Below are 18,499 nucleotides of genomic sequence, written 5' to 3' on the forward strand. Positions count from 1 at the left end.
GGTACGATTTGCCTGCCGGCTGAGACACTTAGCTGCCGATTCCCCCAATCACGGTTCAAAACCAGTCACAGGAACCGTCTTCCGGGCGCAGATGGCTTGGTCGAATAGCGGCGGAGTGGTTCTTTCAAACCGTGCCGACAAGCCTACAGCTGTCCACACCATCAAGCGACCACATTATCAAGTGACCCACACTATCAAGTGACTGGAGGCCTGTCATGTACATCGCCGGCGAAGAGGAAATCGAAGCCATTGCCAGGGTGATCCGCTCGGGCGCGCTGTTTCGTTACGGCAGGGACAGCGAATGCGACCGTTTCGAGGCCCGCTATGCGCAGCATCTTGGCGTCGAGCATTTCGCGCTGGCCGCAAGCGGCACCTATGGGCTCGCCGCCGGCCTGATCGGCCTCGGCATCGGCCCGGGGGACGAAGTGCTGGTGCCGGCGCACACCTATATGGCGACCGCGACCGCGGTGCTTTCGGTCGGGGCCATTCCCGTCATCGTCGACATCGACGAGAGCCTGACCATCGATCCCATCGCCCTGCGCGATGCCATCGGGCCGCGCACCAGGGCGGTCATCCCGGTGCATATGTGGGGCGCGGCCTGCAACATGAATGCGATCATGGACATTGCTGCCAAGCGCGGCTTGCTGGTGCTGGAGGATGTCTGCCAAGGCATCGGCGGCGGCTATGAGGGCCGCAAGCTCGGCTCGATCGGCCATGCCGGCGCCTATTCCTTCAACTACTTCAAGAACATGACCTCGGGCGAGGGCGGCGGTATCGCCACCAGCGACCCGAAAGTGGCAGAGCGGGCGCGCTGCGCCATCGACCCTTGCCATTTCTACTGGCAGGGCAGAAGCGACAGCATCAAACCCTTCGCCGGCATCGGCGCGCGTGCTTCCGAACTGATGGGGGCGATGCTCAACGTCCAACTCGACCGGCTGGACGGCATCATCGAGGCGATGCGAGCCGAGAAGAAGACGGTGCTGGCCGGTACCCGCCACCTTAGCAATCTTGGGCTGACGCCGTCGCCGATGAACAGCGCGGACGACGATTGTGCCGCACAGGTGATGTACCTGCTGCCGAGCGAGCAGGCGGCGCAGACTTTTTCGAAGACCATTCCGAGCGTCGTTGCCGGCAAGACCGGCCGTCACAATTTCACCCAGTGGGACCAGGTGCTGATGCATGAAGGCGCGCATCACCCGGCGCTCAATCCTTACGCACTGCCCGAGAACCAGGGCCTGCGGCTGGATTATTCCGACGACCTCGGCAAGCGCTCGCTCGACATCCTCAACCGCACCGTGATGGTCGCCATGAACCCGGCGCACAGCGATACCGACATTCAGGACATGATCCACAACATCGATGCGGCGGCGCGGGTGGCGCTGGAGAATGCTTCGCTCGATGATATCGAATTGCGCAAGGCGGCACCGGTTGATCTGCAGAAGTTCGACAGTGTGAACTAGACCAGATCCGGCGCGGTTTGCTACCCTGCGGTCGAGTTCCTTGTCCGGTGGCCGGCCGAGGATTCTGGCCGGCATAACCGGCTGCCAAAAAATCCGCGGGCCCGTGTCGGATAGGCCGGGCTCCGCTCGTCCTAGGGGGCATCGATCACCAACACGGAGGATTAACGATATGCCCGGCACCGTACGGTTGCACCGCGTTCTGACAACCAGCCCGGAGAAAGTCTACCGCGCGTTCCTCGAAGCGGATGCACTTGCGAAATGGCTTCCGCCGAACGGCTTCACCTGCACGGTTCATCATTTCGAGGCGAAAGTCGGCGGTGCGTTCAAAATGTCCTTCCGCAACTTCACCACCGGCGACAGCCACTCGTTCGGCGGCGAATATGTCGAGCTCGTGCCCAATGAGCGACTGCGTTACACCGACCGGTTCGACGACCCCAACCTGGCCGGCGAGATCGAGGTGACCGTGACATTGAAGAAAGTGTCGGTCGGCACCGAAGTGAATATCACGCAGGCAGGTATCCCAGACGCCATCCCGGTTGAGGCCTGCTATCTCGGCTGGCAGGAGTCGCTGCGAAATCTGGCGAAGCTCGTTGAACCCGAGATCAACCAGTAAGGTAAAGCGCTGCGCTGGCGGGTTGGCGTCGCTAACCGGAAACCCAGGGATGACGCCGTTCTTCCCACCCAACATGCGCCGGGGCCGGAAAGGCGGGATCGGCGAAGCAGCCGACCGCGACGGCGATCCATTCAGGCTTTCGCTCGGGCTCCCAGAAGACGCTCGAGCCGCAGCCCGGGCAGAAATGGAAAGTGACGTGGTGGCCGCTCCGAGCTGACCGCCTGTAGGTCCTGGCGTCGCCTCTGGCTTCTACCTTGTCGCGCGCAAAGAAGGCGGCGACGCCCTATGTGCTGCCGGTCCGTTTCTGGCAGTCGAGGCAGTGGCACTGTGCGACCAGCTGCGGCTCTCCGTTACAGGAGATCCTCAGTTGCCCGCAGGCACAGGATGCGGTTCTCATGGCAATCCTCATGGTTCAGATGAATGCGTTGCCCGCCAATACCGGCGGTGGGCATGCTTCTGGTTTTCGGGGAGGTTCGGCCTTGGGAAGCGCGCTTTGCGCGAACGCCGAAAACAAGGACCGACGCCCCATATTCCTAATCACTGCGGGCGACCGACTCAACCCCGCGGTGAACGAGATGGAGAGCCTGGCTCTAGCTTCTATCCAATCTTAGGAACGCGGCGCGCAACGCCAGAACGGCGCGCAGGATCTGACGTTCGTCCATCGCCGCATAGCCGAGCAGCAGGCCGTGCTCGGGCTCAGTGGAATGATAGTTGATGGAGATGCCCTGAACGTCGAGCCCCTCCTTGAGGGCGGCGGCGACCACGTCGCTGTCCTTATAGGGCCTGACGAAGCTCGCCAGCAGCTGCATGCCGGAATCGTTTTCCGTGACGATCAGCCATTCGGCCAGATGCTCCTGGCACAGCTTGACGAAGTTCGCCTGCCGGCGCGCATAGAGCCGGCGCATGCGCTTGAGGTGCGTGGCGAAATAGCCCTGCATGATGAAGTCGTTGACCGTTGCCTGCAGGATCAGCGGCGCGAACTGGCCGGTGATGCTCACCGCCCGGTCGAACGGAACCGACAATTCGCGCGGCACGATCAGATAACCGATGCGCAGCGCCGGAATCAGCGTCTTGCCGAAGCTGCCGATATAGACGACGCGGTCGGCATGGTCGAGCCCGCGCAGCGCCGGCACCGGCCGGCCGCGGAACCGGTATTCGCCGTCATAGTCATCCTCGACGATCCAGGCGCCGTTGCGTTCGGCGATGTCGAGCAGTTGCAGCCGCTCCTCGATGCGCATGATGGTGCCGAACGGCCATTGGCAGGATGGCGTCACATAGATTAGCCGCGGCGGCGGCAGCTCCGGATCGGCAAGATGCCAGCCGCGCCGGTCGACCTTCAACGGTGCCAGCTTGGCGCCGCTGGCGAGAAAGGCGCTTTTGGCGCCGAGATAGCCGGGCTCTTCCATCCAGACATGGTCGCCTTCGTCCATCAGCACGCGCGAGACCAGATCGAGCGCTGCCTGCGCACCGGTGACGATGATCACCTGGTCGGCGGTGCAACTGATGCCGCGCGACAGGCAGATGGTCGAGGCAATGGCCTGGCGCAGGCCGGGGTGACCGGCAAAGGAGAGATAACCAAGCAGACTATCGTCGCGGCTGCGTGCATTGCGCACCAGAAGGCTTGACCAGATGGTGAACGGAAACGATGCCGTTTCAGGCACGCCGGGATGGAAATTGATGACGCCGGCATTACGCGGCGGTTGCGGGCCGTTGACGATGGTCTGACCGCGCCGCGACAGCTTTTGCGGCGCTGCCAGTCCGGCGCGCAGGGATGCCAAGGGGCGGTTCTGCTGGATCGGCGCCACCCAGGTGCCCGATCCGGCACGCGCCTCGATGAAACCTTCGGCAAGGAGCTGGTCATAGGCGGCGATGACCGTGTTGCGCCCGACCTTCAGATCTTCGGCCAGCGAGCGCGTCGACGGCAGCAACGTGTTCTGCGGGATCTGGCCGTCAAGGATGAAGCGTCGCAAGGCGCCGTAGATCTGCCGGTGCATCGGTTCTTCCGAGGCGCGGTCGACCGACATGATGTCGAGGGAGAGGCGCATGTGGTCGGGCAAGGCACTATCCCCCGACGAACCGGGCGGCGCGGGCGATCTTTTCCTCGTTGAGCCGGCAGACGGTGTCGAGCACCAGTCGCCTGGTTTCGGGACGGATCTCGCGGCTGTTCTTCAGCGCGCGATGCACGGTGGCGGCACCGAGTTCCGCCTTCTCGGCAATCTCCCGGATGGTGCAAAGCCGTTCCATGCCAAGCGCAGCTTCGAAAGCCATGTCGCTCCTCCTCGGTTGCATCAAGGCACGGCTTCCAGCCGGCCTCAAGCTTGAAAGTCGGGGTTTGCAATCCAGAGCCGGGATTCTGCGATCCGCGCCGCGCAGGGAGCAAGGCGGCGCGGATCGCCGGGCGCTTTCGCGTCGCTAACCCCATCGAGGCGCGCGCCCATCGTGTTCCCCCGGCTCGCAAATGCGGGCCGGTCAGTTTGCCTGCCGCGTCGCCACTTCGAAGCCGGCCTCGCGGGCGGTGGCGAGCAGCGAGAAATAGCCCTTGCTGGCATAGGTCAGCGGATGCGCCTTGGCCGGATCCTGCTCGGCTTCGACAACGAGCCAGCCTTCATAGCCGCGCGCGGCGAGGGGTTTCAGCAATGACAGGAAATCGATCGAGCCGTCGCCGGGCACGGTAAAAATGCCGTCCATTACCGCCGCCATGAAGCTCATGTCCTCGCGGCGTGCCCGTTCCAGCACCGCTCTGCGAACGTCCTTGCAATGGAAATGCACTATACGGTCGAGATGCCGTTGCAGCAGCGATTGCGGGTCGCCGCCCGAAAACAGGCAGTGGCCGGTATCGAACAACAGGCCGACGCTTCGGCCCGTCGCCGCCATCAGCCTGTCGACTTCATCGTCCGTTTCGACGATGGTGCCCATGTGGTGGTGGAAGGCCATGCCGACCCCGAATGCGGCCATGCGGTCGGCGAGGGCGGTCAGTTTCACGCCATAGGACGGCCAGTCGCCGTCGGCGAGGCGCGGACGCTCGGAGATCGGTGCGAAAATGCCGTCATGGCGACCGCGCGAGGTGTCGGCGTAGACGACGATCCTGGCGCCAAGGTCGCGCAACAGCTGAAGATGTGGGGTGATCGCCGCGAATTCCTCGTCGACCGTGCGGTCGAGAATGCGGCCATCATACCAGCCGGAGACGAGTTCCAGGCCATAGGAAGACAGGAGCGGCCCAAGCACTTCGGCCTGGCGCGGAAATTTGCCGCCGAGTTCGGTGCCGCGGTAGCCGGCCAGCGCGGTTTCCGACAGGCAGGTGTCCAAGGACGTATCCCCGCCAAGCGCCGGAACGTCGTCATTGCTCCAGGTAATAGGATTGATGCCGATCTTGACCGTCATGACGCCAGGCTTTTGCGGGCTTGGGAATACAAGCCGAGCCTGCAGACTGGCGACAAAGAGGCCCTGTCACTAGGTCCAGTTCAGCCGAATTTGGCAGAACCAATCAATGGAGACCGACCCTAATCTTCCTTTGGGCGGCCAAAAAGGGCGCGCAGCTCGTCTTTGGCGTCCTCCAGCACTTTCTTCTGCGCCGCCGGCAGGTTCTTGCCGGCGCGGTTGATGTAGAAATTCAGCATCGACATGGCGGATTGAAACGGCCCTGCCTTGCGTCGGTCGCTGTGCTCGGCCGATCGCTTCAAAGAGGCGGCGATCTTCTTGGGATCGTGGGATTCGAAGATGTGTTCCTCGAGGTCCAGCGCTTCGCTGTGCTCGGTGACGTCGGCGGACCATTTCCGTTGCGCGGTCATGGCAAACTCCTTCCACTAGGTCGTTGCCGGAAAACGCCTTATGGCGCACCCCTGTTCCACTTCGGCCCGAATCCCTGGAGCCACGGATTTGCCTGTCGTGGCGCTGCTCGGCGATGCGAATGCGCCGATAGTGGTCAGAACCGCCGATTCAAGAACTGCGGACAGGAAACGCTCTTGACCCCAATCGTCTCAAGCCAGGCAGGAAGTTCCGGCATCGACAGTGCCTATGCCTGGATACGGCTGGGCATCTCGATGCTGCTGGCAACGATCGGCGGGGTCGGCATGTGGGCGGTGGTCGTGGTGCTGCCTGCCGTGCAGGCAGAATTCGGCGTCGATCGCGCCGCTGCCTCGATGCCCTACACCGCGACCATGGTCGGCTTTGCCGCCGGTAATGTGCTGTTCGGCCGCGCCATCGACCGCATGGGGTATTGGATCCCGGCGCTGATTGCCGCGATTACACTTGGCGCCGGCTTCCTGCTGGCGTCGCTGACCAGTTCGATCCTGCAGTTCACCCTCGTCCAGGGCCTGTTGATCGGCGTTGGCTCGTCGGCGATCTTCGGGCCGCTGATCGCCGACATCTCGCACTGGTTCAACCGGCGCCGCGGCGTCGCGGTGACGGCTGCCGCATCCGGCAACTATCTCGCCGGAGCGATCTGGCCGACGGCGATGCCCTATGTCATGCAGGCGCAAGGCTGGCGCTTCACCTATGCCGCGATCGGCGCCGTCTGCCTGGTCACCATGGTGCCGCTGATCCTGCTGCTCCGGCGCGGCGCACCGCCCCAGGCGGCTCCGGGATCGCCGGGGAGCCGCGTGGTGCAGCCGATCTCACTGTCGCCGGCGGCCTTGCAGGCGCTGCTCATCGTCGCCGGGCTCGGCTGCTGCGTGGCGATGTCGATGCCGCAAGTCCATATCGTCGCCTATTGCATGGATCTCGGCTACGGCGTGGCGCATGGCGCCGATATGCTGTCGATCATGCTGGCGGCGGGCGTAGTCAGCCGGCTTGGCTCCGGCTTTCTTGCCGATCGCATTGGCGGCGTGAAAACCCTGCTGATCGGTTCGGTGCTGCAATGCCTGTCGCTGCTGTTCTATATCCCGTTCGACGGGCTTGCCTCGCTCTATGTCGTCTCGCTGGTCTTCGGCCTGTCGCAGGGCGGCATCGTGCCCTGTTATGCGATCATCGTGCGCGAATATATGCCAGCCAAGGAGGCTGGCCAGCGCGTCGGCATCGTCATGATGGCGACCATCTTCGGCATGGCGATTGGCGGCTGGATGTCGGGCTGGATCTACGACCTGACCGGCTCCTATGCCGCCGCGTTCCTCAACGGCATTGCCTGGAACCTGCTGAATATTTTGGCCATGGTGCTGCTGCTGTGGAAGGCCCGGCGCAGCGCTGCTGTGGCGGCCTGAAGCACAGCGGTACGGATACAGTCTCTCCGGCCGTCGCTTGACAATAGCCGAAGGCTGCGCGACGCCAGACAAGGTGTGGCAACGGGCCAGTTTGGCATGGCAGCAGTTTCAAAAACGCTGAACATCGTTTCACGGTCGCGTGTGGGCGGTTGCCCGGCGTCCGGACGAGTACGGTGATCAAGCCGCGCTCACGCCGCGGCGGCGGCCGCCCGACCATCGCCGACGTCGCCCGCAAGGCCGGCGTCGGCGCCATTACCGTATCGCGCGCCCTGCGTGAGCCGGGGCGTGTCTCGGAAGATCTGCGCCGCCAGATCGAGTCGGCCGTGAACGAGCTCGGCTATGTGCCCGACCCGAATGCGCGGGCGCTGGCTTCGGCGCGCGCCGAGGTCTTTGGCGTTCTGGTGCCGTCGCTTACCAACAACGTCTTTGCCGAAGTGGTGCGCGGCATCTACGACAGCCTGTCGGACGGCCCTTTCCGGATTCAGCTCGGCAACACCCACTATTCCGGCCTTGAGGAAGAGCGGCTGCTGCAGGTGTTTGGCCCGCAACGCCCGGCGGCGCTGATCGTGGCCGGCATCGACCAGACGCCGGCCTCGCGAAAACTGCTGGAAACGGCAGGCTGTCCGGTGGTGCAGGTGATGGAGACCGGGCCCGATCCGGTCGACATGATGGTCGGTTTCTCACATTTCGAGGGCGGCAAGGCGGCTGCGGAACATCTGATCGAGGCAGGCTATCGCCGGATCGGCTTCATCGGTGCGCGCATGGATCCGCGTTCGCAGCGGCGGCTTGCCGGCTATCGCGCGGCGATGGAGGCGGCCGGCCTGTGCGATCCGAGGCTCACCACCACGACGCCGGTGCCCTCCAGCGTCACCCTCGGTCGCGAATTGTTCCGCGACGCGCTGGCCAAGGTGCCGAGCCTCGATGGGGTGTTCTGCAACAATGACGATATCGCCCTCGGGGTGCTGTTCGAATGCCATCGCGCTTCGATCGCCGTGCCGAAGACGATCGGCATCGTCGGCTTCAACGATCTCGACATGATGGAGGTGGCGTTTCCGTCGGTCACCAGCGTTCGGACCTATCGTTACGAGATCGGCCGGCGGGCGGTCGCCATGGCGCTTGCGGCGATCGAGGGCAATAGGCCGGAGTCGCGCGTTGTCGACCTCGGCTTCGAACTCAAGCGGCGTGAAAGCACGGCGCGCTGAAAGCTCGAAAAAAGGGTCCGGCGATCCGGTAGTATTCGAGCACCATCGCGATGCGCCGGAGGTGTTCGAGGAACTGAGTAGGTCTCGGACACCTACGCAGGCCAGGGTCCATGAACATCTGGGCGACTTCCTATGGGAAAATCCGGAGGCCGAACCGCTTCATTGAGGCGCATAGTTCTCCAGACGGCAAGGTCGTTCTTGGCCCAGTTCTCCACAATCTGGCGGTCTTCATCGGAAAGAAGGAGCGCAAGGCTCGCCAGTACATCGAATACGCCAGCTGAGTAGCCACGGCGGTACATGTGTTCCAGTTTTGGATCAATATGTCCTTCCATCATTGGCTCCCCACATCCAGCGTTGTTCTGCGCAAAGCGACGAAACAGTAATGCGTTTCATAGACGCTGTCGCCGTTTTGGATGCAACGGATCGACGGGTGGCGCAGGTGTCGTCGCGACCTCGGCTTCGAACTCAAGCGGCGTGAAAGCACGGCACGCTGAAGCGCGCTTCAACGCAATGGCGCTTTACACTACGTCATGGTAGCGCTACCAGTTATCGCCGGGCAGTACTTCGCTCAGAGGATGGGGGCTGTTTATTATACATAAGCGACAGCTCATGCTTGTTTATTATGTATAATATGATAGTTTTTGCGGGACTAGCCGGGCAGCAAAGGAGGGGATCGGGTCGGCATTCGGCCACCTGAACGCGCGACGGGTACGGCGGGAGGTGCCGGGCCGGAAAAAGCGCAAATTCATCGGCGTAACAACAAACAAAACTGCAACTGGGAGGAATATCGATGATCAAGTCACTCGTTGGCGGTATCGTTGCCGCCACTGCTTTCGTCATGCTGAGCTCGTCGGCGATCGCCGATCCTGAAATCGTCAAGGGGCCATCGGCCGAGCCTGACTGCTTCGCGCCCTGGTCGGCCGATACGCAGTTCTTCAAGTTCCCCAAGAAAGACGGCCCGTACCGCATCGCTCTGGCCAACGGCTATATCGCCAACACATGGCGCATCCAGATGGTGCAGACGGCAAAGGCCTATGCAGCGCAGCCGGACGTCGCGGCCAAGCTCAAGGAATTCAAGGTGGTCTCGACCGGCGAAGACGTGCCGGCGCAGATTTCGGCGATCAACAATTTCATCGATTCCGGCTATGACGCGATTGTCGTCAACGCCCAGAACCCGACCGCATTCGGTCCTGTCATCAAACGGGCCAAGGAAGCCGGCGTGGTGCTGGTCGCCTTCGACAACATCCTCGACACCAAGGATGCCATCAACGTCAATGTCGACCAGAAAGGCCTTGGCGAATTGTGGGGCAACTGGCTGGTCAAGCACGTGCCGAACGGCGGCAAGGTGCTGGAAGTGCGCGGCGTCGCCGGCACATCCGTCGATACCGACCGCCATAACGGCATCCACGAGGTTCTCGACGCTTCCGGCAAGAAATGGGATGTCACCGAGGTCGTCGGCAAGTGGGATGACGGCGTTGCGCAAAAGGCTACGGCCGATGCCATTGCCACCAACGGCCCCTTCGACGGCATTACCGGACAGGGCGGCGATACCGGCATCGTGCAGGCGATGATCGATGCCAAGCATCCGTTCGTGCCGTTCGGCGGCGAGACGGAGAACGGCTTCCGCAAATTCTGCGCCAAGTTCGCCGCTGACGGCCTGAAATGCTCGTCGGCCGGCACCGGCCCGGCGCAGGTCGCGGTTGCCATCAAGACGGCGATTGCAGCACTTGAAGGCCAGGTCGTGCCGCAAGCGGTCAAGCTGCCGCTGGCGATCGTCGAGGATCCGAACTTCAAGGCAGGCCAGGACTACTTCCCCGACCAATCCGACAATTTCTTCGTCGGCAATTCCTTCCCGACCTGCGGCATCAATTTCACGGCGCAGGAAATCATGGGCCAGAGCAAGGAAAACCAGTAAACTCCGACAGCCCGACATCCTGATTGCCAAGCGCCTGGGGAGGGCCGATGGACGGTGCGGTTCCGCTCTTCCGCATGGAAGGCATATCCAAGCGCTATGGCGGCGTGCGGGCGCTGGAGAAGGCCGAACTGTCGGTCACTCCAGGCAGCATCCACGCCATTCTCGGCGAGAACGGCGCCGGCAAATCGACGCTGATCAAGGTCATGGCGGGGGTCGTCGCGCCCGACGAGGGCCGCATGATGCTGGACGGAAGCGAAGTTACCTTCGCTTCGCCGGCCGCTGCCAACCAGGCCGGCATCGTCTGCATCTTCCAGGAACTGTCGCTCGTCCCCGAACTCAGCGTTGCCGACAACATCGTCATTTCCGATCCGCCGAAGCGTTTCGGCATGATCGACCGCAAGGCGCAGCGCCGCATCGCCGAAGAAGCCCTGGCTCGCGCCGGCGCTTCCGATATCCATCCGCTGGCGCTGGTCAAGGATCTTCCCCTTTCAAGAAGGCAGATGGTCGAGATCGCCAAGGCACTGGCGCGCAAGCCACGCATCCTGATCCTCGACGAGGCGACCTCGGCGCTGACCGCGGCCGACGTCGCCAGAGTTTTCGCCGTGTTGAAGCGGCTGCGTTCGGAAGGGCTGGCGCTGCTCTATATATCGCACCGCATGAACGAGATCGCCGAGCTGGCCGACCAGTGCACGGTGTTCCGCAATGGCCGCAATGTCGCCAGCTACGCGGCCGGTACAAAAAGCGACAACGAGGTCGTCGAACTGATGATCGGGCGCGAATACAGCCACATCTTTCCGCCCAAGCCCGCGCGGGCGGCTGCCGCAGCCACGCCGGTTCTGGAGGCGCGCAGCCTGTCCTGGACGGATCGGCTGCACGATGTCTCGCTATCGGTCGGGGCGGGCGAGGTGGTCGGGCTTGGCGGCCTCGACGGCCAGGGCCAGCGCGAATTGCTGCTCGCCTTCTTCGGTGTGCTGCGTGGCCTGTCGGGCCAGATCCTGATCGACGGCAGGCCGGTGGCGATCGCCAGCCCGGCCGCGGCGCGCGACGACCGGATCGGCATGGCGCTGATCCCGGAGGACCGCAAGACCGAGGGGCTGATGCTGCCGATGACGGTGCGCGAAAACCTCTCATTCGCTGCCCTCGACCGGCTGTCCAGGGCCGGCATCATCGATCGCGCCGCCGAGCAGCGGCTGATCGACGATATGGTGGGTCTCCTGGCGATCAAGACCGCCGGCCTCGACATTCCGGTCGGCGCGCTATCCGGTGGCAACCAGCAGAAGGTCGTCATCGCCAAATGGCTGATGCGGCAGCCGCGCATCATCCTGCTCAACGATCCGACGCGCGGCATCGACGTCGGCACCAAGCAGGAGCTCTACCAGTTGATGCGCAAGCTTGCCGACCAGGGTGCGGCGATCCTCTTCTATTCGACCGACTATGACGAGCTGATCGGCTGCTGCGACCGCGTGCTGGTGCTCTATGACGGCGCGGTCAAGCGTGAACTGGTCGGCGCCGAAATCACCGAGCGGGCCTTGATCGCCAGCGCGCTCAACATTCACGAAGAGATGCCAAAGCAAGGAGCGGACGCGTGAAGGATTGGCGCTACTGGCTTGCCGAACAGCGCGGAACGCTACTGGCGTTCGGCATCTTCGTCGTCATGTTCGTCATCTACACCTCGAACCATCCGGCGGGCTTCACCGCCAACGTCGTGCAGACGGCCTCGAACAAGGGCGTGCTGCTCGCCTTCGTCGCCATGGCGCAAACGCTGGTGGTGATCACCGCCGGCATCGATCTCTCGGTCGGGATGATCTTCACCCTGACCAACTGCCTGGCGTCGTGGCTGGTCGTCGGCACCGGCATCGAGACCGCCGTCGGCGTCATCGCCGTGCTCGGCACCGGGCTGCTGTGCGGGGCAATCAACGGCGCCATCGTCATCTATGGACGCCTGCAGCCGATCGTCGCCACTATCGCCACCGGTGCGGTCTATTTCGGCATTGCGCTGCTGCTTCGGCCGTTTCCGGGCGGCTCGGTCAATGAAGGGCTCGCCGATGCGCTGACCGGGCGCCTGTTTGGTATTGTGCCGGCGAGCCTGGTGGCGCTGCTGGCGGTCGTGCTTGTCGTCTGGGTGCCGTTCAGCCGGTCGGTGCTCGGCCGCGCCGCCTATGCGGCCGGCTCCTCGGAGATGGCGGCCTACATGTCCGGCGTGCCGATCCGGCGTGGAAAGTTCGCCGCCTATGCGCTTGCCGGTCTGCTTGCCGCGATCGGCGGGCTGTTCCTGACGTTCTTCACCTATACCGGTGATGCGGCCTATGCCAGCGGCAACGCCTATACGCTGTTTTCGATTGCCGCGGTCGTGCTTGGCGGCGTGTCGCTGTTCGGCGGCAAGGGCAGCGCCATCGGCGCGATCTTCGGCGCGCTTGCCTTCCGCACCATCGGCGACCTGCTGTTCGTCTTCGATTTCGATCCGCTCTGGCAGCCCCTGTTCCAGGGCGTCATTCTGCTGATCGCGGTCAGCCTCGGCGCCTTCGCCCTGTTTCGGGTCCGCAACCGGCTGGAGTGGTTCCTGTGAGCGAAACGACTGTGAGTGGTCTCGCCGGCCGCATGCCGAAATTCCTCCGCCGCGCCGACCCGGCGGTGCTGACGGCGTTCGCCTGTATCGTGCTGCTGCTGTTCCTCGGCAGCCTCTATTCGCGCAGCTTCCTGTCGCCTGAATACCTTTTGCAGCAGCTCAAGGTGGCGTCGTTTCTCGGCGTCATCGCGACCGGCATGATGCTGGTCATCCTGCTCGGCCAGATCGACCTGTCGGTGCCCTGGTCGGTGGCGGCCGGCGCGATGATGGCCTGTGCCGCGGCCGCATACGGCCCGGTCGGCGTGGCGCTTGCCATTCCGTTCGGCATCTTCTGCGGTGTTCTGATCGGCATCGTCAACGGCATCGGCGTTGCCTATCTGCGCATTCCCTCGATGATCATCACGCTTGCCACCAACGCCGTCGCGCAGGGGCTGATGGTGGTCTATACGGGCGGTTTCTCGCCGCAGGATTCGGCGACCGGTGCGATGCGCTATCTGGCGACCGGCTTTGCCGTTCCTGCCGTGCCCAACGCCGTCCTCATCTGGGCGCTGATCGGCGCCGCAATGGTGTTCGTGCTGACCCGCACCGGCTTCGGCCGCACCGTTTACGGCATCGGCAATCGCGAGCGTGCCGCCTATCTTTCCGGTATCGACACGCGGCGCGTGGTGATGATCGCCTTTGCGGTTTCGGGCGGGCTCTCCGCCTTCGGCGGCGTGCTGTTGGCCGGCTATGCCTCCAAGGCGGCACAGTCGATGGGCGACGCCTATCTGCTGCCGTCGATCGCCGCGGTTGTGCTCGGCGGCACGTCGATCCTCGGTGGGCGCGGCTCCTATCTCGGCACAGTCGCCGGGGTAATCCTGATCACGCTTCTGCAGTCCATTCTCTCTGTCATGCAGATGCCGGAGGCGGGACGGCAGATCATCTACGGCGTCGTCATCGTCGCCATGCTGCTGCTCTATGGCCGCGCGCCGGCAAGCCGCTGACCTGCATGACCGGCAAAGACGTGGCATATAAGCCGCCGAGCACTGTTCGAACGATACCCGCCATCGTGGTGATGGGGGTTGCCGGCTGCGGCAAGTCGGTTGTCGGCGAAGCGCTTGCAGCGGCATTGGGCGCCGTCTTTATCGAAGGCGACAGGCTGCATCCGCCCGAAAACGTCGCGCGCATGGCGAGCGGCCAGCCGCTCACCGACGCGTTGCGCGAAGGCTGGCTCGACGCGATCGGCCAGCGGATGGCCGCGTCGGTCGCAAGCGGACAAGGTGTGGTCGCCGCCTGCTCAGCGCTGAAACGCAGCTATCGTGATCGTCTGCGCGGCTTTTGCGCGGATATCGTTTTCGTTCACCTGGAGATCGACCCGGCAACAGCAAAACAGCGCGTCGGCAATCGCAAGGGTCATTTCATGCCGGCAAGCCTGGTCGACAGCCAGTTCGCCACGCTTGAGGCGCCGGCGGCGGACGAGGCGGCAATGACCCTGGATGGCACGCGTCCGGTCGCCGACACCGTCGCGACCGCCTTGAGCCTGCTCGCGCGCTAGATTTGCGACGTCAGTTCGACCGGGAAATCGTCATTGTCGGCGTCGCGCATGGCCGCGAGGCTGCGGTTGTCCAGCACCTCGGCGATCGCCTGCCGGACCTCCAGCATCATGTGCCGGACCTGGCAGGTCGCCTCGTCGCAATCCTCGCAGCGCTGGTATTGCGTGCGGCTGGCGCACGGGATCGGCGCCAGCGGCCCGTCGAGGACACGCACGACATGGCCGATCTTGATCTCGGAAGCCGGCCGGGCAAGGCGGTAACCGCCTTCCTTGCCCTTGCGGCTCTGGACGAAGCCGGCGTTACGCAACTCGCCCAGGATGGCATCCAGGAATTTCTTGGGGATGTTATTGGCGACCGCAATGTCGTTGACGAATGCGAGCTGGCCGACCGGCAGGCCCGACAGATGCACGAGGGCCTTGAGGCCGTATTTGCCTTTTTTGGTAAGCATGCCCCGAGTCAACCCATGAAGCCCCAACCACCTGCGTCTGGCGGCTGTTTGTGTGCAAATCATGACGGTTTGATCACGCGAAGCCGTTCGCGAAAACAAGCCGTCCGTTCTCACGGTAGGCACAAACGCGTTGATTCTTTGTAACGTTTTGGACGGAATGCGCCCGGAAAGTGCCAGAAATCACCTTTCGCGGCGCGAAAGCAAAGAAGCCGGCAAAGCCGGCTTCTGTCAAAGTTGGAACATCGCCTCAGCGGCTGCCATAAGTCTGGTCGAGCAGGCCGCCCGCTGCAAAGTGCTCGGCCTGGACCTTGGCCCAGCCGCCGAAGACCTCCTCCACCGTCAGCAGGCGGACATCGGGAAACTCAGCCTTATATTTGGCGGCGACCGCCGCGTCCCGGGCCCGCAGGCCGTTGCGGGCGGCGATGTCCTGGCCCTCCGGTGTATAGAGGAAGTCGAGATAGGTCTTGGCGAGATCGCGCGTGCCATGCTCGTCTGCAACGGTGTCGACGATCGCCACCGGAAATTCCGCCAACAGGCTGACCGAAGGCGTTACCTGCTCGAACTTGTCCTCGCCATACTCCTTGCGGACGCCGCGCGTTTCCGACTCGAAGGTGATGAGTACGTCGCCGATTTCGCGCTGCACGAAAGTGGTGGTCGCGGCGCGCCCGCCGCTGTCGAACACCGGCACGTTGTTGAACAGCTTTGTCACGAACTCCTTCACCTTGGCATCGTCGCCCTTGAAGGCTTCCTTGGCGTAGGCGGTGGCCGCGAGATAGGTGTAGCGCGCATTGCCCGATGTTTTCGGATTAGGGAAGATCACCTGGACGTCGTCGCGCACGAGATCGTTCCAATCCTTGATGTGCTTCGGATTGCCAGCGCGCACCAGGAAGGAGGGCAGCGAATAGAAAGGCGAGGCGTTGTCCGGAAAGTCCTTCTGCCAGTCGGCGGAGATGAGGCCCTTCTTGACCAGGAAGTCGATGTCGATGACCTGGTCGAACGTGACCACGTCGGCGCCGAGGCCTTCGGCGATGGCGCGTGCTTGTGCCGAGGTTCCGGCATGCGACTGATCGATGGTGACGCCGGGGTGGCCGGCGACGAACGCCTTGTTGACCTGCGCAAACAGTTCGCGCCCGACATCATAGGAAGCATTGAGCAATTTGTCGGCCGACCAGGCTTGGGAGGATGCGAGGAAGAGGCCGGCCAACGTGGCGATGCCAAGCAAAAATCGCTTCATGAAAACAGGCTCCAATGCATGAGCTTAATGCCGGACCATAGCGGCAAGGCATCGTGCGCGACGAGGCACGCAGAGCGGCCGCTCCACGTTGTCGATAGAAGAAATATTCCCGCTGTGGGCGATTTCTGGTTTTTTCTTTCAAGCAGAGTCTCAGGACAGCTTGGCAGCGGCGCCGATGCCGTCGGCGTGCACGATGGTTCCCGGCCGGCCAACGCGGTGCAAGGCGATTGCATCGCCGCCCTGTCTGGCATATACAAATAGTATATACAAGGGAGATGTTGTCATGTCTCAACACCGCCATTCAACAACCCCGCCGAAGGAGGCGAAGCTGTTTCGTAACAATCGCAGCCAGGCGGTGCGCATTCCCGTCGAGTTCGAACTTCCCGGCGAAAAGGTCTTGATCAGCCGTGAAGGCGACCGCCTGATCATCGAGCCGGTCCGCAAACCTGGCCTCACCGCACTGCTCGCGCAATGGGCGAAAGAGCCGCCGCCCGGTGCCGAGGAAGACTTTCCCGAAGTCGAGGATATGCCTGTCAAATCCGAGGAATTTTTTTGATGCGGTTCATGCTGGACACGAACATTGTCAGCGACATGATCCGAAATCCGGCCGGGAAAGCCGCAAGCGCTGTCCTGCGCGTGGGAGATGCCGCCGTGTGTACCAGCATCGTGGTCGCGTCGGAACTGCGATATGGCTGCGTCAAGAAAAGATCAGCCAAGTTGCACAAGAAGGTCGAGGAATTGCTGGCTGAGATTCCCGTCTTGCCGCTCGATGTGCCGGTGGATGCCGAGTACGGCGCGATTCGCGCAGAACTGGAAGGCAGGGGCCAGACCATCGGCCAAAATGACCTTTTTATTGCTGCCCACGCCCGTGCGCTTGGAACTACCCTGGTGACCGCCAACACCGGGGAGTTCAACCGGATCAACGGCCTGAAGGTCGAGAACTGGCTGGTGTAGCGCCTGATAGAGGATCAAGCAGCCGGAAAAAGCTTCCAGCGCCGCGGCCTGAAAGCCACGCGACTTTTCTGCGCCGCCGGATGATCGACGGGCAATTCGATCTCGACCCGCTGACGTTCGCCGCCGATTTCGAGCTCGACCCGCCTGGTGCCGGCGACGCGGCGGCTGGCGGCGACCGTGCCGGCGATGCAGCCGTTGCATTCTTCCACCAGATCGACGTCGTGCGGGCGGAAGAACAGCGTCGCTTCGCCTTGCGGTGCGTGCGGCGCGGAAAGCCCGATCGGCCGGTCGGCGATCCAGACCTGGCCGTCCTCGACCTTGACCGGAAGCGAACTCGATTCGCCGATGAAGCCGTAGACGAAGGGAGAGTTCGGCGTGTCGTAGATCTCGTCGGCGGTGCCGACCTGCTCGATGCGGCCCTGGCTCATCACCACGACACGGTCGGCAAGCTCCAGCGCCTCTTCCTGGTCATGGGTGACGAAGACCGTGGTGTGGCCGGTGGCGTCGTGGATGTCGCGCAGCCAGCGGCGCAGTTCACGGCGCACCTGCGCATCGAGCGCGCCGAACGGCTCGTCGAGCAAAAGCACGGCCGGTTCGATCGCCATGGCGCGGGCCAGCGCCACGCGCTGGCGCTGGCCGCCCGAAAGCTGTGCCGGATAGCGTTTTTCCAGACCGGAAAGCTGAACGAGGTTGAGGAGTTCCGAGGCGCGGCGGCGGATTTCCTTCGCCGACGGGCGTGACGGCCCGTGCCGGACCTTGAGTCCGAAGCCGATATTGTCGGCAACCGTCATATGGCGAAACAGCGCGTAGTGCTGGAAGACGAAGCCGACATTGCGCTCCTGAATCGACTTTTGGGAGGCATCCTCTTCGCCGAAGAAGATCTTTCCGCGGGTCGGCCGCTCCAATCCGGCAATCAGCCTGAGCAGCGTCGTCTTGCCGGAACCGGACGGGCCCAGCAGGGCGATCAGTTCTCCCGACTTGATGTCGAGCGAAACGTCGTGGAGGGCCGGAAACCGCTCAAACTCCTTGCGCACGTTGGCAACGCGAACTTCCATGCAAATCCCTTTTGTAGTTGATGCATGCCGTTATCCCAAAACCGGTTCCCACTTTTGGGCGACATCAAATCTTTGTTTTATGCATGTCGTTGTCCAAAAACCGCTACACACTTTTGGGCGACATGCATTTGTCAGTGTCCGCGCGTCGCGGCGATCTCGGCGCCGTAGCGCATCTCGAGAAGTGTTTTCAAGACCAGCGTGACGAGCGCCAGGCCGGCAAGCAGCGAAGCGACGGCAAAAGCGGCGGCGGCATTGTACTCGTTATAAAGGATTTCGACATGCAGCGGCATGGTGTTGGTCAGCCCGCGTATGTGGCCCGACACGA

19 protein-coding genes and 2 pseudogenes are annotated in these 18,499 nt (G+C 63.2%); 12 read left to right on the plus strand and 9 right to left on the minus strand.

Going from position 1 to position 18,499, the window contains the following annotated elements:
• Positions 1-215: 215 nt before the first annotated feature.
• Positions 216-1,460, plus strand: coding sequence for a DegT/DnrJ/EryC1/StrS family aminotransferase (locus NKI39_RS30055; protein ID WP_352836393.1), 1,245 nt, complete (start codon positions 216-218; stop codon positions 1,458-1,460).
• A 169-nt stretch (positions 1,461-1,629) separates the two neighbouring features.
• Positions 1,630-2,073, plus strand: a complete 444-nt coding sequence (locus NKI39_RS30060) for an SRPBCC family protein (RefSeq protein ID WP_352542451.1) — start codon at positions 1,630-1,632, stop codon at positions 2,071-2,073.
• A 31-nt stretch (positions 2,074-2,104) separates the two neighbouring features.
• On the opposite strand, the pseudogene NKI39_RS30065 reads toward NKI39_RS30060, so the two are convergent.
• The 5 genes and pseudogenes from NKI39_RS30065 to NKI39_RS30085 form a co-directional block, all read right to left on the minus strand.
• Positions 2,105-2,482, minus strand: a pseudogene (locus NKI39_RS30065) (GFA family protein).
• 181 nt (positions 2,483-2,663) lie between these two features.
• The gene (gene mocR / locus NKI39_RS30070; RefSeq protein WP_352836395.1) at positions 2,664-4,130 is read right to left on the minus strand and encodes a rhizopine catabolism transcriptional regulator MocR; all 1,467 of its coding nucleotides are present in this window, start codon (positions 4,128-4,130) and stop codon (positions 2,664-2,666) included.
• A 4-nt stretch (positions 4,131-4,134) separates the two neighbouring features.
• Entirely contained in the window at positions 4,135-4,341 is a 207-nt protein-coding gene (locus NKI39_RS30075; protein WP_352453276.1) for a LacI family DNA-binding transcriptional regulator, read from the minus strand.
• A gap of 201 nt (positions 4,342-4,542) precedes the next feature.
• On the minus strand, positions 4,543-5,454 hold the full coding sequence (gene iolE / locus NKI39_RS30080; protein WP_352836398.1) for a myo-inosose-2 dehydratase: 912 nt from the start codon (positions 5,452-5,454) through the stop codon (positions 4,543-4,545).
• A gap of 119 nt (positions 5,455-5,573) precedes the next feature.
• On the minus strand, positions 5,574-5,861 hold the full coding sequence (locus NKI39_RS30085) for a DUF3175 domain-containing protein (RefSeq protein WP_352684759.1): 288 nt from the start codon (positions 5,859-5,861) through the stop codon (positions 5,574-5,576).
• Between the two features lie 174 nt (positions 5,862-6,035).
• Here NKI39_RS30085 and NKI39_RS30090 point away from each other — a divergent pair, with 174 nt between their 5' ends.
• The 8 genes from NKI39_RS30090 to NKI39_RS30125 all read left to right on the plus strand — a co-directional run bounded on the left by NKI39_RS30090 (position 6,036) and on the right by NKI39_RS30125 (position 14,485).
• Positions 6,036-7,268, plus strand: a complete 1,233-nt coding sequence (locus tag NKI39_RS30090; protein WP_352491068.1) for an MFS transporter — start codon at positions 6,036-6,038, stop codon at positions 7,266-7,268.
• 173 nt (positions 7,269-7,441) lie between these two features.
• The gene (gene gntR / locus NKI39_RS30095; protein WP_352836401.1) at positions 7,442-8,470 is read left to right on the plus strand and encodes an HTH-type transcriptional regulator GntR; all 1,029 of its coding nucleotides are present in this window, start codon (positions 7,442-7,444) and stop codon (positions 8,468-8,470) included.
• Positions 8,471-8,580: 110 nt separating this feature from the next.
• Positions 8,581-8,751, plus strand: coding sequence for a hypothetical protein (locus NKI39_RS30100; RefSeq protein WP_352836404.1), 171 nt, complete (start codon positions 8,581-8,583; stop codon positions 8,749-8,751).
• 509 nt (positions 8,752-9,260) lie between these two features.
• Complete coding sequence (locus NKI39_RS30105) at positions 9,261-10,385, plus strand: sugar ABC transporter substrate-binding protein (protein ID WP_352473506.1); 1,125 nt, start codon at positions 9,261-9,263, stop codon at positions 10,383-10,385.
• Between the two features lie 47 nt (positions 10,386-10,432).
• The gene (locus NKI39_RS30110) at positions 10,433-11,974 is read left to right on the plus strand and encodes a sugar ABC transporter ATP-binding protein (RefSeq protein WP_352456244.1); all 1,542 of its coding nucleotides are present in this window, start codon (positions 10,433-10,435) and stop codon (positions 11,972-11,974) included.
• The gene (locus NKI39_RS30115; RefSeq protein WP_352465245.1) at positions 11,971-12,951 is read left to right on the plus strand and encodes an ABC transporter permease; all 981 of its coding nucleotides are present in this window, start codon (positions 11,971-11,973) and stop codon (positions 12,949-12,951) included. The genes NKI39_RS30110 and NKI39_RS30115 overlap by 4 nt, the downstream gene beginning before the upstream one ends.
• A complete protein-coding gene (locus NKI39_RS30120) occupies positions 12,948-13,934 on the plus strand; it encodes an ABC transporter permease (RefSeq protein WP_352465244.1) in 987 nt (328 codons plus the stop codon). The genes NKI39_RS30115 and NKI39_RS30120 overlap by 4 nt, the downstream gene beginning before the upstream one ends.
• Before the next feature lie 71 nt (positions 13,935-14,005).
• On the plus strand, positions 14,006-14,485 hold the full coding sequence (locus NKI39_RS30125; RefSeq protein WP_352836419.1) for a gluconokinase: 480 nt from the start codon (positions 14,006-14,008) through the stop codon (positions 14,483-14,485).
• Here the strand turns inward: NKI39_RS30125 and NKI39_RS30130 are convergent.
• Together NKI39_RS30130 and NKI39_RS30135 are read right to left on the minus strand one after the other, a co-directional pair.
• Positions 14,482-14,931, minus strand: a complete 450-nt coding sequence (locus tag NKI39_RS30130; RefSeq protein ID WP_006202816.1) for an RrF2 family transcriptional regulator — start codon at positions 14,929-14,931, stop codon at positions 14,482-14,484. The two genes, NKI39_RS30125 and NKI39_RS30130, sit on opposite strands and share 4 nt — an antisense overlap.
• Positions 14,932-15,178: 247 nt before the next feature.
• Positions 15,179-16,165: a sulfate ABC transporter substrate-binding protein gene (locus tag NKI39_RS30135; protein WP_352836407.1), complete on the minus strand. Its 987-nt coding sequence runs from the start codon at positions 16,163-16,165 to the stop codon at positions 15,179-15,181.
• 283 nt (positions 16,166-16,448) lie between these two features.
• Here NKI39_RS30135 and NKI39_RS30140 point away from each other — a divergent pair, with 283 nt between their 5' ends.
• Together NKI39_RS30140 and NKI39_RS30145 are read left to right on the plus strand one after the other, a co-directional pair.
• Positions 16,449-16,721 (plus strand): antitoxin, encoded by a 273-nt coding sequence (locus NKI39_RS30140; RefSeq protein ID WP_352473543.1) that lies wholly within the window; start codon positions 16,449-16,451, stop codon positions 16,719-16,721.
• Positions 16,721-17,119, plus strand: coding sequence for a type II toxin-antitoxin system VapC family toxin (locus tag NKI39_RS30145; RefSeq protein ID WP_502898634.1), 399 nt, complete (start codon positions 16,721-16,723; stop codon positions 17,117-17,119). The genes NKI39_RS30140 and NKI39_RS30145 overlap by 1 nt, the downstream gene beginning before the upstream one ends.
• A gap of 14 nt (positions 17,120-17,133) precedes the next feature.
• Here NKI39_RS30145 and NKI39_RS30150 read toward each other — a convergent pair whose 3' ends face one another.
• Together NKI39_RS30150 and cysW are read right to left on the minus strand one after the other, a co-directional pair.
• Positions 17,134-18,174 (minus strand): sulfate/molybdate ABC transporter ATP-binding protein, encoded by a 1,041-nt coding sequence (locus NKI39_RS30150; RefSeq protein ID WP_352465240.1) that lies wholly within the window; start codon positions 18,172-18,174, stop codon positions 17,134-17,136.
• A 131-nt stretch (positions 18,175-18,305) separates the two neighbouring features.
• Positions 18,306-18,499 (minus strand): annotated as a pseudogene (gene cysW, locus NKI39_RS30155) (sulfate/thiosulfate ABC transporter permease CysW); the annotation flags it as partial.

The sequence above is a fragment of the Mesorhizobium sp. M0664 genome (genome assembly GCF_040320565.1).
Classification (GTDB): domain Bacteria; phylum Pseudomonadota; class Alphaproteobacteria; order Rhizobiales; family Rhizobiaceae; genus Mesorhizobium.

Coding starts and splice junctions, on each gene's coding strand:
- NKI39_RS30055 (WP_352836393.1), top strand. CDS start 216: ATGTACATCGCCGGCGAAGAGGAAATCGAAGCCATTGCCAGGGTGATC.
- NKI39_RS30060 (WP_352542451.1), top strand. CDS start 1,630: ATGCCCGGCACCGTACGGTTGCACCGCGTTCTGACAACCAGCCCGGAG.
- NKI39_RS30075 (WP_352453276.1), bottom strand. CDS start 4,341: ATGGCTTTCGAAGCTGCGCTTGGCATGGAACGGCTTTGCACCATCCGG.
- iolE (WP_352836398.1), bottom strand. CDS start 5,454: ATGACGGTCAAGATCGGCATCAATCCTATTACCTGGAGCAATGACGAC.
- NKI39_RS30085 (WP_352684759.1), bottom strand. CDS start 5,861: ATGACCGCGCAACGGAAATGGTCCGCCGACGTCACCGAGCACAGCGAA.
- NKI39_RS30100 (WP_352836404.1), top strand. CDS start 8,581: ATGAACATCTGGGCGACTTCCTATGGGAAAATCCGGAGGCCGAACCGC.
- NKI39_RS30105 (WP_352473506.1), top strand. CDS start 9,261: ATGATCAAGTCACTCGTTGGCGGTATCGTTGCCGCCACTGCTTTCGTC.
- NKI39_RS30110 (WP_352456244.1), top strand. CDS start 10,433: ATGGACGGTGCGGTTCCGCTCTTCCGCATGGAAGGCATATCCAAGCGC.
- NKI39_RS30125 (WP_352836419.1), top strand. CDS start 14,006: ATGGGGGTTGCCGGCTGCGGCAAGTCGGTTGTCGGCGAAGCGCTTGCA.
- NKI39_RS30130 (WP_006202816.1), bottom strand. CDS start 14,931: ATGCTTACCAAAAAAGGCAAATACGGCCTCAAGGCCCTCGTGCATCTG.
- NKI39_RS30135 (WP_352836407.1), bottom strand. CDS start 16,165: ATGAAGCGATTTTTGCTTGGCATCGCCACGTTGGCCGGCCTCTTCCTC.
- NKI39_RS30140 (WP_352473543.1), top strand. CDS start 16,449: ATGTCTCAACACCGCCATTCAACAACCCCGCCGAAGGAGGCGAAGCTG.
- NKI39_RS30145 (WP_502898634.1), top strand. CDS start 16,721: ATGCGGTTCATGCTGGACACGAACATTGTCAGCGACATGATCCGAAAT.
- NKI39_RS30150 (WP_352465240.1), bottom strand. CDS start 18,174: ATGGAAGTTCGCGTTGCCAACGTGCGCAAGGAGTTTGAGCGGTTTCCG.